At 41.1% G+C, this 17,606-nt stretch carries 7 protein-coding genes; 5 read left to right on the top strand and 2 right to left on the bottom strand.

The window, feature by feature from the left end:
- Positions 1-46 precede the first annotated feature (46 nt).
- Genes QQK02_RS14205 through QQK02_RS14195 form a run of 3 tightly spaced genes read left to right on the top strand, consistent with a single transcriptional unit; the run spans position 47 to position 4,503 of the window.
- Entirely contained in the window at positions 47-1,225 is a 1,179-nt protein-coding gene (locus tag QQK02_RS14205) for a hypothetical protein (protein ID WP_284208752.1), read from the top strand.
- Positions 1,222-3,369 carry a 5-histidylcysteine sulfoxide synthase gene (gene ovoA, locus QQK02_RS14200; protein WP_284208751.1) on the top strand — a complete coding sequence of 716 codons (2,148 nt, stop codon included), beginning with the start codon at positions 1,222-1,224 and terminating at the stop codon, positions 3,367-3,369. The genes QQK02_RS14205 and ovoA overlap by 4 nt, the downstream gene beginning before the upstream one ends.
- The gene (locus tag QQK02_RS14195) at positions 3,370-4,503 is read left to right on the top strand and encodes an aminotransferase class I/II-fold pyridoxal phosphate-dependent enzyme (RefSeq protein ID WP_284208750.1); all 1,134 of its coding nucleotides are present in this window, start codon (positions 3,370-3,372) and stop codon (positions 4,501-4,503) included.
- Between the two features lie 52 nt (positions 4,504-4,555).
- Here QQK02_RS14195 and QQK02_RS14190 read toward each other — a convergent pair whose 3' ends face one another.
- Both QQK02_RS14190 and pulA read right to left on the bottom strand, forming a co-directional pair.
- Positions 4,556-6,589, bottom strand: coding sequence for a glycoside hydrolase family 97 protein (locus tag QQK02_RS14190; RefSeq protein WP_407705047.1), 2,034 nt, complete (start codon positions 6,587-6,589; stop codon positions 4,556-4,558).
- A gap of 87 nt (positions 6,590-6,676) precedes the next feature.
- The gene (gene pulA, locus QQK02_RS14185; protein WP_284208749.1) at positions 6,677-9,457 is read right to left on the bottom strand and encodes a pullulanase-type alpha-1,6-glucosidase; all 2,781 of its coding nucleotides are present in this window, start codon (positions 9,455-9,457) and stop codon (positions 6,677-6,679) included.
- A gap of 422 nt (positions 9,458-9,879) precedes the next feature.
- Here pulA and QQK02_RS14180 point away from each other — a divergent pair, with 422 nt between their 5' ends.
- Positions 9,880-12,792 (top strand): TonB-dependent receptor, encoded by a 2,913-nt coding sequence (locus QQK02_RS14180; RefSeq protein WP_284208748.1) that lies wholly within the window; start codon positions 9,880-9,882, stop codon positions 12,790-12,792.
- Positions 12,793-12,831: 39 nt separating this feature from the next.
- A complete protein-coding gene (locus QQK02_RS14175) occupies positions 12,832-17,136 on the top strand; it encodes an alpha-1,6-glucosidase domain-containing protein (protein ID WP_284208747.1) in 4,305 nt (1,434 codons plus the stop codon).
- The last annotated feature ends 470 nt before the right edge of the window (positions 17,137-17,606 follow it).

Below are 17,606 nucleotides of genomic sequence, written 5' to 3'. Positions count from 1 at the left end.
TCGTATGTTAGCTAGCATACAAAGAGACATTTAAGCGAGCCCTCCCTTGACGAGCTTATCTATAACACGACATGTATTAGCGGCAAACATCGTTCAGTTTTTACAAAACGTTATTAGCCAGCAAGGCTTTGACGCGAAAGTTCATTTTGAACTAGAAGGTTGTTTTCGAAATACTGAAAAGCACGTGCCGGTTAATTTTAATTTGTTAAACAACTGGTTAGTAAAACATAATATCGAAGGCACAATAATCCCTGAATATTGGCATAATCAATGGGAGTTTGTTAGTGACTTCGCTGGCCAATCACCACTCAAAGAAGCACAAAACTTAGCGTTTGTGCTTGAAAAACTACCAGAAGCGTTTCGTCAATTTAACTTTGGTGAAGTAAGTATTAAACCGGTTGTTTGGTCTGGTGACCAAGGAAAAATGGTGACTGGTTCAACACAAATATTTTGTCAGGATCGTCGTGCGGTTCATATCCCTAACGCCATACAAATGAATGTATCAGTGTTAAATAATGGCAAAAACTTGATGGTGGAACGCGGCTTTGGAGAGCGTCTTCAAGAGGCTTTTTTACAGACAAGCTTATCTTGCTGCTTACTTTACTTACCTGAAGAGGAAGCGTTTGAGCGCTTTGCCCTAAAAACTCAATATGGTTTATTTGACGAACTATGCTCACCTTATGATATCTCAGGCGGGCATCAGGGCAGCATTGCATTATATAAAGATAAAGGAAAGCACAACCAAGCCATGGGATTAGAGCCGCTCATTTATGGTGCAGATGAAAAAGTTCTGGTCAGTAAGCAGGATTGGCATGCAACGGCACGCATAGAGCATCGACTAGGTGCTGCAAGTTCGTTATACGATCCTTACATCAATGTTATTTTTGCATTACTTAATATTATTGAAAGCCTTGACGCTTTTATAAAACATCGCGAAGCGCCTTTAGATGCTAAAGCGTGTATTGAATCAACGGCGTTACCTTCATCCTTGTATGATCACGAAGATGAAACAAATGCCAATTATGGTGCTAATACACAAGGTGCGATTAGCTTATTTGAGAATGACAGGTGGTTTGCAGAAAAAATTGATCAATTAGTGGGGTTACACCGTAATGAGGATTCGTTGTCGTCGACTTTACCGGCTAATGCAGGTCAGTTATTAAAAAAACAAATATTGGCAAATTATCAAAAACAGCCCATTTTTATAAATAGAATACATTTATGAGTATTACAAATATTACTAAACATCAAATGAAAACCGTCTTGTTACAGGGGGATTGTATCGAGGCGAAGCGTGATGAAATAAAACGCTATTTTCAAAATACATGGCACACTTATGAAGCATTGTTTAGCCTAATAAACGATGACAGCGCTTTTTTCTTAAGACCAGAACCACTAAGACACCCTCTAGTTTTTTATTACGGCCACACGGCAACTTTTTTCATTAATAAGCTGATGTTAGGAAAATATATCAATGCACGGGTTAGTGAAAAATTAGAAGCTATTTGTGCCGTTGGCGTTGATGAAATGAGTTGGGATGATCTTGACTCAACGCATTATGATTGGCCAAGTGTTGATGAAGTGCGTGAATACCGTCATCAAGTTTTCGCGTTGATAGAACAACTCATTGACGATATGCCGTTAACGCTGCCTATCACGCAAGACTCTCTCGCTTGGGTGATTTTAATGGGCTGTGAACATGAACGTATTCATCTTGAAACGTCATCGGTTATTATGCGAATGTTAGACAGCCAATATCTTACGGCAAACAATGATTGGCAGTCATGCTCGCTAACGGGTAACGCGCCTGAGAATAGATGTATACCGGTGGCTGGTCACATTGTGCAGCTAGGTAAACCCCGCGATGCTAATACCTATGGTTGGGATAATGAATACGGTCAGGCTAGTGTAGAAGTACCTGATTTTAGTGCTTCTCAATACCTCGTTTCAAATGGTGAATTCTTAAGCTTTGTCGAAGCTGGTGGTTATCAAACACCTAAATATTGGACAGAAGAAGGGCAAAACTGGCTAGCCTTTAAACAAGCAAAAATGCCACGCTTTTGGCGAAAAACTAATGGTCAGTATTTCCAAAGAAATTTACTTGAAGAAATGCCACTACCCTTCGATTGGCCTGTTGAGGTTAATTATTTAGAAGCCAAGGCTTTTTGTAACTGGAAGGCAGAATTAACAGGCAAACACATACGTTTACCAAGTGAAGCCGAGTGGTATTGCCTGCGTGACCTTATTCAAGGCGATATCACTGACTGGGCAGAAACCAGAGGAAACCTCAATTTAGAGCAATTCGCCTCATCTTGTCCTGTTAATCGATATGAGCATAAACAGTTTTTCGATATTGTCGGTAATGTATGGCAATGGACAGAGTCTGCTATCGATGGTTTTAATGGTTTTGAAGTGCATCCACTTTACGATGACTTTTCAACGCCAACCTTTGATGGTAAGCATAATTTAATCAAAGGTGGTTCGTGGATCTCAACAGGGAATGAAGCAATAAAATATTCTCGTTACGCTTTTCGCCGACACTTTATGCAACATGTTGGCTTTCGCTATGTTGAAAGCAAAGATGAAACAATTCCTGATATTGCTGTTAATCAATATGAAACTAACCGTGAAATTTGCGAGCAATTGGCTTGTTATTACGCCAAAGGTGGTGACCACCAATTTGCGATGCCAAACTATGCGGAGCAACTGGCGCAAAAGGTTAATTACTTCGTCAATCAATACGATATAAAGCCAAGTAGGCTGCTAGAGCTTGGTTGCAGTGTGGGTAAAACAAGCTTCCTGTTGTCTTCAGTATTTTCTCATGTTGATGGTGTTGATTTTTCTGCTCGCTACATACAGCACGCAGTAAAACTCCAGAAAGGTGAAGCATTGCGTTATTCTCTCGAGCATGAAGGTGATATTGTTGATTTTAATGAAGTCACGTTATCTCAAATTGGTCAATTCAATGGCCGCGATATCCAACCGAAACACGTGTTATTTAGCCAAGGTGATGCTGGCAACTTAAAACCTATTTTTGATAACTATAATGTAATAGTTGCTCAACAATTACTCGAGCAATGTTACGATGCCAAGCGTTTTCTCAATCAGGTTTCTGATCGTCTAAGTGAAAACGGGATCTTTATTTTAGTGACTGATTACAGTATTAACCAAGATAAAGTGCCGGTTGAAAAACGACTAGGTGGTTGCAAAATTAATGGTGAAAATGTTACCGGTTTTGATGCCGTAAGTCAGTTGCTCTCGTTACAGTTTGACTGTCTAGAAGAAGAGCAATTAACTAAAATAGTGCCTCAAAATTACAGACAAGCGTCGATGAGCTTAATGCACGCTTCTGTGTGGCAAAAAAAATAAATGAACCATCATTTGTTGCCTCCCCATATAGCCTTTAGTCAGTCGGTTGAAGGTGATATTGCGATCAATTTGAGTCATTCAGGTGGGCAAAGTTTAACGGTAAATAGCCTACTTGCCTATTGTGATGGTCAGCGTTCGTCACTCGCCGAATTAGAGTTGGGTTATGCCAGTATTCAGGGGAAAAAATCGCTTCGCCAAGTTATTTCAACGTTTCATCAAGAAACTTATCAGCAAACTTGGGTTAAAGCAAAACATGTTATAACGTTTGCTGGCGCTCAAGAAGCATTGCGTGCTGTCTATCAAGGGATACTATCGCCCGGTGATCATGTTGTTGTGATGACACCAAGTTATCCGTCTTTGCAATCAATGGCTGTAGAGTTTGGCGCAACGCTAAAAGCGATACCTTTATCTTTTGATAATCATTGGCAACCTGATTGGTTAGCACTAGAAGCGGCAATAACGTCATCAACTAAATTAGTTGTTATTAACTCTCCCCACAACCCAACAGGTATGACTATTGGCAGTCGTCAAATTGAACGTATCGTTGAACGTTGCCAAGCGCATGATTGCTATTTGATCATTGATGACGTATCTCAAGCAACCCAGTATCAAAAACGCTCTTCAGAACGTAATGTCGATTATGACAAAGCGGTATTTATTAATGTGATGTCTAAGAGTTTTGGTTTAGCTGGTATTCGACTCGGTTGGGCAGTAACTAAAGATAAAGGGCTTACAACGAAATTGTTAGCACAGAAAGTAAAAGGCTCTATTTGTACCAGTGCTATCGACGAGTATTTCGCAGAATTAGCACTCATAAATAGCCAACGAATATTGGCACGCAACACTAAGATAGTTGAAGAAAATATTCAGCTATTCAAACAGTTTTTACTGCAGTTTCCTGAAATTAGCTGGCATCAACCTCGTGCTGGATTTTTGTCGGTGATCAAGTTTTCTGAGTCTTTGTTAAATGGGCAATCAATGGAGGACTGGGCAAAACAATTAGCTGAAAAAACTGGCGTTCTATTATTGCCGACTAGCCTATTTTCAATGCAAGGACCTTATTGCCGCTTAGGGCTAGGGCAAAAGAATTTTGCGGATGGACTTGAACGGCTGGGGAAATATCTCACTGATTAAACAATCGGCTATTAGACGGGAATAGTGCCTAACAGCCGAAAGTTTAAAAACATTACAACGCTTTAAAGCGAATGGCTACGCCACCACTTGTCGCTAGATTTACCTTTAAGGTATCGCTTGCTTTAACTGTTTTTTCTTCAATAACAAGCTCGTAAGGATTGTTTTTCCATTCAGCCTTGTCACCGTCACGATAAATTTGTGCTTGATAACGTTTACCCGGCGTTAGAAAGTCGAGTTTTAATGCAAGCTCTCGAGCATTTTCGTCAGTTACCGCACCTAGATACCAATCTTTTCCATCGCGCTCTTGGCGAGCAAATGCAACGTATTCGCCGATTTCACCAGCAACAGCGACTGATTTTTCCCAATCTGTTGGCACATCTTGAATAAACTGAAACGCCGGTAAGTTTGCTTCGTAATTGCGCGGTAGATCAGATGCCATTTGTATTGGGCTGTAGATAACAACAAACAGCGCTAGTTGTTTGGCTAAGGTTGTTTGCGGGCGATTGGTGTCGTCTCCTAAACCATTAAAGCTCATATCAAACGTACCAGCGGTAAAATCCATCGGCCCTGATAACATGCGTGTAAATGGTAAAATAGTCGTATGCTCTGGCGGGTTTGGAGGAGTTCCCCATGCGTTGTATTCTTGACCACGAGCGCCTTCACGAGTAATCCAGTTCGGGTAAGTACGACGTAAACCCGTGTCTTTGATTGGCTCATGGGTGTTGATACTGATGCGATATTTAGCCGCTTGCATGATATTAAACAAGTACTCATTTACCATGAATTGACCATCATGCCACTCTTTACGAACAAGGCCGTTTTTATCTATACGTTTAATGTTTCCTGCATCGGCAACATAGCCTGTTTTGACTTGGGCAACATTGTGTTTTTTATATAGAGTAAAAGCATCAGCCATTTGTTCGCGGTAATTTGAGACATTACCTGATGTTTCGTGATGACCAATTAGGCGAACACCCACTTTCTCACCATGTTTGCTTATTTTATCAATATCAAAATCTGGATATGGCGTATCAAATTTAAAAATATCTCCATTGTTAAACCAATCTCCGTCCCAGCCAACATTCCAGCCTTCGACTAAAACACCGTCAAATCCATATTTTGCTGCGAAATCCATATAGCGAATTGTTTCACTAGTTGTTGCACCATGCTTTTCACCACTGCCCCAAGTATTTTCTGCGATGTGCATTCCCCACCAAATACCTACGTATTTGCCTGGCTCTACCCAAGAAACATCGCCTAGTTTATTAGGCTCATTTAGATTAAGAATTAAATCAGAATTCAATAATCCTGTGGCTTGTTCACTAATTTGAATGGTGCGCCAAGGGGTTGTGAAGTTGTGACGTTTTCTGACCAACGTGCCGTCAGACCATGGTGTTAAGTCAGCTTTTAGCGTGCCAGGTCGGCGTTGATTTAGTGTCATACCTGCGTAATCAACGAGTGCCGCTTCATGAATTGAAACATGAGTACCATTGGTCAATTTAAACGTCAGTGGTGTATGAGTTAACGGTGCTTCTTTTAGCTTGGTTGTTTTGTAAATATACTCGTATCGATTCCAACCACGTGCTGGAATCCACCAAGCTGTGGCATTCTCACCATCATTAATCGCGAATTCAGTCGCTTCATCAATAATGCTGATGTCGCCCGTTAAGCCTTTTTGCTTTTTAACTTCGTAGCGAAAACCAAGGCCATCGTCAAATACTCTAAATTTTACGTCAAAGGTATGGGCTTTTTTGCGATCTGCACTAAAGGTCACCACAAGCTCGTTGTGCTGATCAATGACTTCTTTGCGCTCACCCCAAGGTTGTTCCCAACTTGAGCTGTGGCTTTGTGTTTTAACTGATTCGATAGTAAAGCCTTCGCCAAAGCTAGGGGCTTTTTTGAATGACATCCCCAGTTTAGAGGCTTCTATTACCGATTTGTCTTGGAAGCTTACTTGATAACTTGGGCTGTTATCATCACTGACTGTCAATACTATCTCGCCATTTGGTGATGTCACTTCAACGGTTTTTGCCATTAGCCATGGGCTAAGCAAAATCGAAGTAGCTAGGGTAATTATTTTTTTCATGTGACTCTCGTTACTATTCACTTTGTTGTAACTCTTTATGATTAGGTATAGTTGCCAACGATAAAGTTGTCATTGGCAACCGCGGTATTATTTAACAAAAATGGCTGTGGTAATTGCTGGAACCGTAAACCCGTTAGCCGTTGTTTTGCTCTGTTTTACGATGCTATCGGCACTTTGTGTCTGCACCGGATGCAAGGTAAAACCAGCGGCATCAGCGTAGTTAAAGTTGACGGCTTGTCGGTTAGCGTTAAACAGCACAATAATGTCTGTATATGGCGAACTGTCGCTTGTTGTTTTAGTTAAGTGCATAGCAATCAGCCCGATTTGTTGATTAGGGCCTGTATTTAAGAAACTGAGTTGATTAACAATGGCCTGTTCAGTGGTTAAACGGAATAGGTCACTGCTTGTTCTTACTTTTAATAGCTCTTCAAATAGTGCCGAAGAAAAAGCTATGTCATTTGCATTGACGCGGTCTTTACCATTATTCCTACGTATAATTTGGCTAATCAATGGCCAGTTTTCTTGGTCTTTTTCTGCTGGCGGTAAGCCAACATGGTAGTTATTATTTTGTTTTGAAAAATCAACATAATTGAACCAATCGGTGTAGTCATAACTGTCACGTAAATAAGACTTTGAACGCATTAATTCAGAACCCATATGCAAGAATGGAATACCTTGGCCTAACATCACATAGCTTAGGCTTTGGATGTGCATACGGATCCTTTCGGCTTTAGTTACTGAAAAGTCAGTGCGATATTGGTTGTTGTCCCATAATGTTTGATTATCGTGTTTTGACACATAGTTAACGGTGTCTGCCGGATCTAAAGCATAGCCCGTTGGCTGGTTGCCATAAGGTACTTCTTTAGCCAATGCGACTTCACCCGATTGAAGCGTCAGTGGGTAGTTCGCTAAATTGCCAGCTAAACCAATACGTGTATGATCAAGTAATAATTGGTAATCGGGAGCACCAGCTTCATTTTGTAGTTCGTTGTTGATAGTGCCTAAGCCATTACCAATACCTTGGTTTCTTCGTATATCGTTACCCGATACGCTAATACCTGGCCCACGGACGGCATCGCGTAATCGATCTGAAAAGGTACCAATTTCGCTGCCGGCCAGCTCAAGTTGGCTGGCTTGAATAAATTGTTGGTTATTGGCGACTTCGCCAAAATTCCAACCTTCGCCATAAAAGTAATTGTCGCTATCAACCGCATGAACCGCCTCTCTTGCTCGTAGCATGGCGTCTTTAGGTTGATGGCCCATTAAATCAAATCGAAAACCATCAATTTTATAGTCTTTTGCCCAAACAACTAATGAATCAATCATCAGCTTTTCCATCATGACGCGTTCGGTAGCGGTATTGTCACAGCAAGTAGATTGCTCAATTGCACCTGATATTGGGTTCAGACGATGATAATAATTAGGCACAATTTTATCGAGCACAGCGGTTGGCTCTAAACCTGCTTTATGCGTGTGGTTATACACAACATCCATAATGACACGAAATCCCATGTTATGGATGTCTTGTACCATTTGGCGAAACTCTATTAAGCGCGCTTTCCCTTCAGGCTGTTTGGCATAAGATCCCTCAGGCACAGTGTAATGAAATGGGTCGTAGCCCCAGTTGTAATTGTCAAACTCACGCAATTCACTAATCACATGTTGTGCGTCGTTTGATAACGGATCAAAGCCAGTTAATATTTCTTGTAAGCTTAAATCTGGTGCATATTCTTTTGAGCAAACACTTACTTCAGGACGCGTCTGACAAACTTTTTCAACGGTGTCTGATAGCGCAAAAGCAACGCCTGCTTCTTCATTAACGGTACCTATGTCAAACACAGGTAATAAATGAATATGGGTTAAACCTGCGTTTTTTAATCGCTGCAAATGTTTTATGCCATAGGATTGTTGCTCACCAAAGGCAGCGTATTTTCCTCGATTACTTTCATCAGAAAGCGCACGCTCACCAGCGCTAAAATCACGCACATGTACTTCGTAAAAAATTGCATCTTCTTTGTGTGTTATTTGTGGGTCTTGCTGAGTTGACCAGCCATTTGGTTGAGTGGATGGTGCGTCCAAATCTACAATTTGTGAGTGCTCACTGTTGGTGGATAGGCTTAAAGAATATGGGTCAGTAGTGGTGAAGGTTTCAATGTTTTGCGTTAGTGGGTGATAGTTTTTAATGTCATACTGATAGAAGTAACCGTCTAGATTCTTCGGTGTTTTAAACAACCATATGCCCGTGTTGTTATCCAGTGTCATCGCATGATTGGCAACAAAATTTTTCGCTTGGTCAAAGAGTTTAACCTCAACTGATAGGGCAGTTGGTGACCATAACTTTACTTGTGTGCCATTGGTTGTCAGCACCGCGCCGTAATCAGCCACATCATCGGCATCATTGTCATTTTTTGTATAAAGCTCATCAAGTAAATAACTGGTTTGTAGATGATGAATTGCGGTTGGTTGCTGCTGATCTAAAGCAAGTACTCCGACTCGACTTTTTATCAGCGCTCTCGTGTTCTTCTCATCAATGTTGATTTGATAAGCCTCGAAATCAGCTAGGTGAGGGTATTGAGATTTTAGGTGCGTAGGGAACTGCGTTTTTATCAGACCAAATGTCTTTAATGACGAAGTTTCTTTTGTCGCATTAGCGAGTGGTAAAGCACTCAGTGCATATTCTTCAGTTGCAGATTTTGGTAAAGCAATTAACTCTTTTGTTAACCAGTGACCAGCAAAATCAGTTGGTAAGTTAGAGAGTTTTTGTTGGCTAACTTCTATCGATGATGACGTGTTAGAAAGCTTAGTTGGCTGATCTTGGCAAGCTATCAATACAGCACATGACAGGAGGCTAGTTAATAAAACGCGCATAAAAAGTGCTCAATTTGGTGGTCAGTAATAAATTCATTTTAATCTAGCGATTTAAATCACTAATAAGAAGATAGACTATTCATAATGCATACGTATTCAAAAATGACGCCGTTAGCAAAAAGTTAATTAGGTTTTAAAAAAGTAAATTCTCGTTCATTTTTTATCCGTCTTTGCCCCTTCTAGACTTCCGCCGATTTTCGAGTAATTACTCTTAATGTCTGTCTGATCAAATGAGTTGTTTTTTATTGGTTTTATCGTTTTTTGCTCAGTTTTGAATACGTATGCAATGCGTAGGTGTTCTCTACGTAGTTTCATAAAGTGGTTAGTTGTGGTGCTTTTTTAAGCGCGACAAACGTGTTTTATAAAAAATAATAAGTTAACAAAAAGTTAGCTAAAACAGAGAGTAATCTGGGGAAGATAACATGTTTAAGCCAAGCAAATTGTCGCTTGCGTTGTTGTCATGTGGTTTGATTTCAGCTAGTGCTTTGGCACAGTCAGCTGAACAAGCAAACACAGCATCACAGCAAACGGCGAATAATGCACAAGATGATCAAATTGAAGTCATCGAAGTGACTGGTTTTAGAAAATCACTAATCGATTCAATCAATGCAAAGCGTTTTGCTGATACCGTAACAGAGCAACTTTCAGCTGATGACTTAGGTGCCTTACCTGATGTTTCTATGGCTGATGCCTTAACGCGGCTACCCGGTATTTCCGCGGTTCGAACCGGTGGACAAGCAGCCGAAATTAACATTCGTGGTATGGACGGTGGTTTTGTATTTTCGACATTAAATGGTCGAGAACAAGTGTCAACAAGCGGTAGCCGTAGTATTGAGTTTGACCAATACCCGTCTGAATTAATTACTGAAGCGGCGGTTTACAAATCCCCCAAGGCTTCATTAATTGAAGGTGGTGTAGCGGGAACCGTTGAGTTAAAAACGGCAAGCCCATTAAGTATCGATCAAGATCATAAGTTTAATATTAACGCGCGTGGCATGTATAACGACCGCGCGAGTGAAGTACAAGACGCTAATGAATTTGGTCATCGTTTAAGTCTGTCATATCAAGGCAAGTTTTTAGACGAAACACTTGGTGTCGCGTTAGGCTATGCGCGACTTTATCAGCCTAGTGTTGCCACACAGTTTATTGGTTTTGCCTACAACGGTGTTAAAGATATTGATTTAGTTGACGGTGATACTGATGGTCCAATTTACGATGACGGTAGCGCAAATCCGGAACGCGATATTGACAAAGAATACATTTCAGAAGGTTTTGAGCTTCAACATTTAGGTGGTGAAGAAACGCGTAATGGTTATGTTGGTGCAATTGAATGGGCGCCAAGCGACGTATTTAAATTACGTGCTGATGCGTTTGTCTCTAAATTTGATAGTAAGACGTTTGCACGTGGATTTCGTGTAAAGTTTGGTGGTGAAAATGCCGCTTATGCTAATCCAGTTATTGCCGAAAATGCGATGGTAGGTGGCACAATTAATCGTACTACCAAAAGTTTTACGCGTGTTGAAACGGTAAATGATGACAACCAAGACTTTGATGAAATTCAAAACTATGGTTTGAATTTACAATGGCAGATCACAGAACGTTTGACTGCCGACCTTGATCTTTCTTACTCAAATGCCACCAATGATTTTCGCAATGGTTTGTTATGGGCGTTAGTTGCAGAAGATGCGAACGCAGAAACGCCTGTTTTTGACACTAATGTATCGCTGTCTTACTTGTTAAACGGGTTAGATTTGCCTGACGTTGGGTTTAACCAAGCCGACGCTTTTACCGACACAAACCGTTTAATGGTGAGTAAGTACGGTATCTACCCTTTTCAAAATGAAGATGAACTTAAAGCGGTTCGTCTAGATCTGCAATACGATTTAGATAACGATTTTTTCTCATCGATTGAGTTTGGTGCTCGATATTCTGAGCGTGAATATAGCAACGACCGTTCACTTTATCAGTATGGTAACGATGGTGCATTTTCGAGTAGAGAAGCACCTTTGCAGTTAACCGACGACATGGTTGAAGTAGTGAATTGGGAAGGTGACTTTTCATATTTCCCATCGTACTTAGCGATTGATCTAGATTCGGCATTGGCGGCGTGGTTCCCAAATGGTATCCCACAACCTGTGCAAACATGGGGTGCGAATAGCGAAGGCGTAATCGACAACAACTCCTCTTGGTCGGTATTGCAAAGTGGTGATGTTTTCGAAAAAGTCGTGTCTGCTTATGTCATGGCAAATATTGATACTGAAATTGGCGATATTCCGGTAACGGGTAACATCGGTATTCGCATGGTTGATACCGATCAGTCTTCAACCGTGTATGAAGATGTTGGTGGTGACGTGTCTGCTGGCGCAACGCCAATTGTTGATCAGGTTGGCTTAGTTAATAGTAATTACGCATTCAAGCGCTTAGGGTTGAAATATACCGATTACTTACCTTCGATTAACTTAAACTTTAGAGTCACAGACAACGATCAAATTCGTTTTGCTGCGGCGAAAGTAATGTCTCGTCCAGAAATTAATCGCTTGGTTTCTAACTTGAGTACCAACATTAACGATGATGGCGAAATTTCGGGTAACAGTGATAACAATCCGTTCTTGAAACCTTTCTACGCTAATCAATACGATATCTCATATGAGCGTTATTTCGCTGATACAGATGGTGCTTTTGTTGCCGCGTTTTTCTATAAAGATATTGAATCTTTTGTTCAAACCTTGCCAATTTATAATTTTGATTTTAGCGCTAATGGCTTCTATGTGCCTGAAACTATTGAAGATGAGTTGAGCGGTGTGCCGGTAACAGTTGATCCTGTTGGTACATATACTACGGCCATCAACAATGAAGAAGGCGGTAGCATTAAAGGTATTGAACTTGCCTATACGCAAATCTTCTCATTCTTACCAGATTTATGGTCTGGTTTAGGTTTAAACGTAAGCTACTCATACACCAAAAGTGAAGTGGAATTCTTTACTGATCTTGGTGGGCAAACGCGCACACAGTCATTACCTGGTCTTTCAGAAAATGTCTTAAACGCAACCTTATTTTGGAACTACAAAGACTTCGAAACACGTTTAAATGCGCGTTACCGTAGTGAGTTTGTTTCTGAACAATGGGGTGTTAATGAGCAAGTTGTTAATTTTGATGATGAAATCGTTGTTGATATGCAGGCGTCATATGACGTAACAGAGCAATTAAGTGTGTTATTTCAGGTGAATAACTTAACCGACGAACCGACGCAAAGTTACTTTGGTTCTAAACAGTTTACCGGTACCACGCAATTCTTTGGTCGCCAGTTTTATTTAGGAGCCAATTATGCGTTTTAAGTTAATTCCTCTTGTATCAGATAGCTCGGAGATTCGCTCATGTTAGCAACAACTAAAATAATAAAATTACTTGCTGTTGCCCTCGTAACAGTAATGCTAAGCGCTTGTGGTGGTGGAGGTAGTGATGTCGCAGCTGGGCAAACGCTATTAACCTGTGATGTGCCGCAGGTACCAGATGCTAGCGGTACCATGTGTGTTGATCCAGAACCTTTGCAATGTAAAGCACCATTAGTACCTGATGCATTAAATGAAGAGTGTGTTGTTGGTTTTGATGAAAACGCACCGTTGCCAAGTGTTACACCTACTGAAAACCAAACTATTTTGTATTATAACCGCGGCGATGTTGGTGCGACCAATGCATCGGATGATCCTTCCTATGAAGGGTACCGCTTACATACATGGAATAATGATAGCTGTGATGCTTATGCAGCTCCGTTTGATAGTTCTGATTGGGCAAATGGTCATATTCATGACGGTGTTGATCCGAACTACGGCGCATATTGGATCCTCAACTTAAAAGAGGGTTACAGCGATTGTGCCAACTTTATAATTCATATCGGTACCGATGATGCAGGTAAAGCACTTGGTTCAAGTGACTTGCAAATGCCGTTAAACCAAGACGATGAGCGCTTTGTTCGCATGAACTTTACGTTCCACGGTGTACCAACAGTATTTGAATACCCGGTTGAATCGTTAGGTTTCAGTGCCTCAGGTAATTCAGCGCATTGGATCGATGCAAACACCCTTGTTTGGAAAGGCTATAACGATGGTGTTATGTCGGTAAAGCTGCATCATTCAGCTACCGCTGGGATTGAACAAGACGATGACGGCAATATCACTGGTGCATCAATTGATCTTACGCCGGTAGATTTAACTGACGAGCAGCGTGCATTAGCACCACAAGTTGCTGATTGGCCAGCCTTTCAAGGTGATTGGGAAGCTAGCGATGCGAAACAAGTACTTAAAAATCAGCTATTGGTTGTTGGCTATGATGCGGAAAATAAGCCGGCATTAGCCACAGGTGTTCAGGCCGATAAAGTACTAGACGTGTTTTATACGCAAGGCGACATGGATGCTGATGAAGCATCACTTGGTGTTGTGTATGACAACGGTGAAATTACTGCAAACTTGTGGGCACCTACCGCGCAAAACGTAGCATTAGTTGTTTATGACGCATCAAAAGCAGAAACAGCGCGTCATCAAATGATGGAAGATACCGATACAGGTATCTGGTCTTTTACTGGTGATAGCGCGCTTGATAGAGCTTTCTATCAGTATGAAGTCACCGTTTATCACTACCAAACAAAGGCAGTCGAAACGTTAATGGTGACAGACCCGTATTCGGTGAGCTTGTCGACCAATGGTATTTACTCACAATTTGTTAACTTAGCCGATGAAGATCTGATGCCTGACGGTTGGGATTCACATGATATTCCTACTATTGTAAACGTTGAAGATGCGGTTATTTACGAAGGTCATATTCGAGACTTCAGTGCATTAGATCAAAGTACTAGCGAAGAAAATCGTGGTAAATATTTAGCATTTGCTGAGGTTGATTCTGCACCTGTTCAGCACTTACAAAAATTGGCGGATAATGGTGTAACTCATTTTCATATGCTGCCGGCAAATGATATTGCTACCGTAAATGAAGATAGTGCCTCAATTGTTGATATCACAGATACCGTTGCAGCTTTATGTGAAGTTAATGCTGATGCACCGGTTTGTGGCGTGGAAGCTGATGACGCTGTGTTGAGTGATGTATTGGCAAGTTATGAACCGTATAGTAACGACGCGGCCATGCTCGTTGATGCGATGCGTAACTTTGATAGTTTTAACTGGGGTTACGATCCGAAGCACTTTAATGTGCCTGACGGTATTTACGCCTCAAATCCAGATGGTGTTGCGCGTATTATTGAAATGCGTGAAATGATCCAAGCACTTCATCATACGGGCCTGCGTGTTGTGCTCGATGTTGTATACAACCACACTAATTCAGCAGGTACCTACGATAACTCAGTTTTAGATAAAGTGGTGCCAGGTTATTACCATTCTCGAGATATTGAAACAGGTAGCGTGATTCAATCAACTTGTTGTAACGATACAGCGTTAGATCATCGTATGATGGACAAACTGATGGTTGATTCACTTGAAATGTGGACCGAACATTATAAGTTTGATGGCTTTCGATTCGATATCATGAGTCATGGCTCTAAAGAGCAAATGTTAGCCGCGCGAGATGCGGTGCAAGCTATTGATGCGGATAACTACTTCTATGGTGAAGGTTGGACCCGTGACGATCGTGGTTTTACACAAGCAAATCAGCTAAATATGGCGGGTACTGAGATTGCGACCTTTAATGATCGTATTCGCGAAGGTATTCGAACAACTCACATCTTTAGTAATGATGCTGATAACCCTGAAAGCTACAACAAACAAGATATTGTTAAGTTAGGGATGGCTGGTTCGTTAGCTGACTATGTCTTGGTGAACAATAACGGTGTTGCAAGCACTGGTGCTGCTTACTCACCGAATATGTATGCGCAAGATCCTGCAGATAACATTAACTATATTTCTAAGCATGACAATGAAAGTTTATGGGATCAGTTACAGTTAAACCTACCGTTTAATTACTCGATGGAAGATCGCGTACGTATTCAAAACGTATCGCAATCGATTATTTTACTGTCTCAAGGTATTCCATTTTTACAAATGGGCGGTGATTTCTTACGCTCAAAATCGTTAGATAGAAATACTTACGATGCTGGTGATTGGTACAACTATGTTGATTTCACGTTAGCAGGAAATAACTACAATGTCGGTTTACCGCTGGATAAAGGTGGTCGAGACGATGAAACCTTAGTGAGCTTAGCAACAAGTGCTAATAGCCAGGTTGCTATGACCGAAATGATGTTTGCTTCTGAGGTGTTTAATGAGTTCTTATCGGTCAGAACATCAAGCCCGCTATTTAGGCTGACAACATCACAAGATATTATCGACCGTGTTGGCTTTCACAATATTGGCAGTGGGCAAACACAAGGTTTAATTGTCATGAGTATTGACGATGGTCTTGGTTTAACTGATTTAGATCCTGCAAATGATGCGATTGTTGTCGTGGTTAATACTAGCGAAAATGATGCAAGTCATACCGTTGCTACTGCATCAGGGTTTACCTTACATGACACGCTAGCAAATTCAGTTGATAGCTTAGTTTCGAGTGCAAGTTTTGACGCTGGTGAAGGTCAAGGTACATTTAATGTACCGGCATACACGACGGCTGTTTTTGTCAAAGTACAGGGTGAAAGCCAAGGTGAAGGACTGCTAGCAACAGCTACGTCAGGCGCACCTGATGTTGAGCCATATGGTGATACAACGGTGTACGTGCGTGGTGAAATGAATGGTTGGGGTGAAGTTGATGACTTCAACTATCAAGGCGGCGGTGTTTATCGTACAACGATAACCTTATCTGCTGGCACTTACGGTTTTAAAGTCGCTTCAGGAGATTGGTCTACGGTGAATTTAGGTGCACCTAGTAGCAGCGAAAATGTTGTGAGTGTGGGTGAAGACTTTACGCTATTACCGGGTAGTAACGACAACCTGGCTATTACGATTGATATTGAGGCGACTTACGTATTCACAATTGATGCAAATGATATCGATAACCCAGTACTTCATGTCAGGAATGAAGAAACCTTTGCAGGCACACCGATTTTTGTGCGAGGCGGGATGAATGGCTGGAGTGAAGATAATGAACTTACCTATATTGGTGATGGAAAGTACATAGCGACCATTACTGTTGATGATAACACGCATGACTTTAAAGTTGCTTCGGCAGACTGGTCAACAGTTAACCTTGGCGCACCAAGTGACGATCGTGAAGTTATGGCGGGTGACTACAAGTCGTTAGTGCAAGGGAGTAATGACAATTTCTATATGAGCTTTGTTGCTGGTGAATATACCTTTTATGTTGATGCGAGCGATCCACAAGCGCCAACCTTAGGTGTATTTAATGCGCCGTTATTTGGCGCTACCGAAGTTTATATTCGTGGTGGTATGAACGGTTGGGGCACTGCAGATGCTTTATCTGACAACGGCGATGCAAGCTTTAGTGTTGAGATTGAGCTTAATGCCGAGCGTTATGAATTCAAAGTTGCTTCTGAAGATTGGTCTACGGTTAATCTAGGCGCGGATAACGCATCAAGCGAAGTATCAATTGATATGCCATATACATTAACGCAAGGTTCAAATGCGAATCTTGTTGTCGAAGCTGATGAGGCAGGCACTTATGTCTTTACGGTAACAGGGCCAGATCCACAAAGCCCAACAGTTACTATTACTAAAAAATAAGCTTTAGTGCAAATACTCAAACTTTTATAGGCGCTCAATCGAGCGCCTTTTTATTGTGCAACTCCCCATTATTACCAGCTAATTGCGCTAATTTGGTGAATAGTGAGTAAATATCCATCAATACACTGTTAACAGGTGTAACCTCTGCATACGTATTCAGATAGGTATCAAAAATCATGAAAGTATCCACTCACACATTACATTTTGATTTTTTTTCTTCCAGACTGGTCAGGTTGGAGGATTCCAGAAAATCAGCTAACTCGTTGAGTTTATTGTGCTGGAAGTTGGCTTGAAAACTTGCAACGTTATTTTGAATGTTTTTTACATAGAAAGTTTGCTGTTATTTGAATTTCTCTATTACGCTTATGTGGAGAAACAAATATGAGACATAGCCAATGGCAAAATTATGAATACGTATGCAGATGGTGTTTTTAGAGTCAGCTCGCTTTTATAGTTAGTTGACTGCTCAG

Origin of the sequence: Thalassotalea eurytherma (genome assembly GCF_030161415.1) — a bacterium.
Lineage (GTDB): Bacteria > Pseudomonadota > Gammaproteobacteria > Enterobacterales > Alteromonadaceae > Thalassotalea_G > Thalassotalea_G eurytherma.
This window is presented reverse-complemented; position numbering and strand designations above follow the sequence as displayed.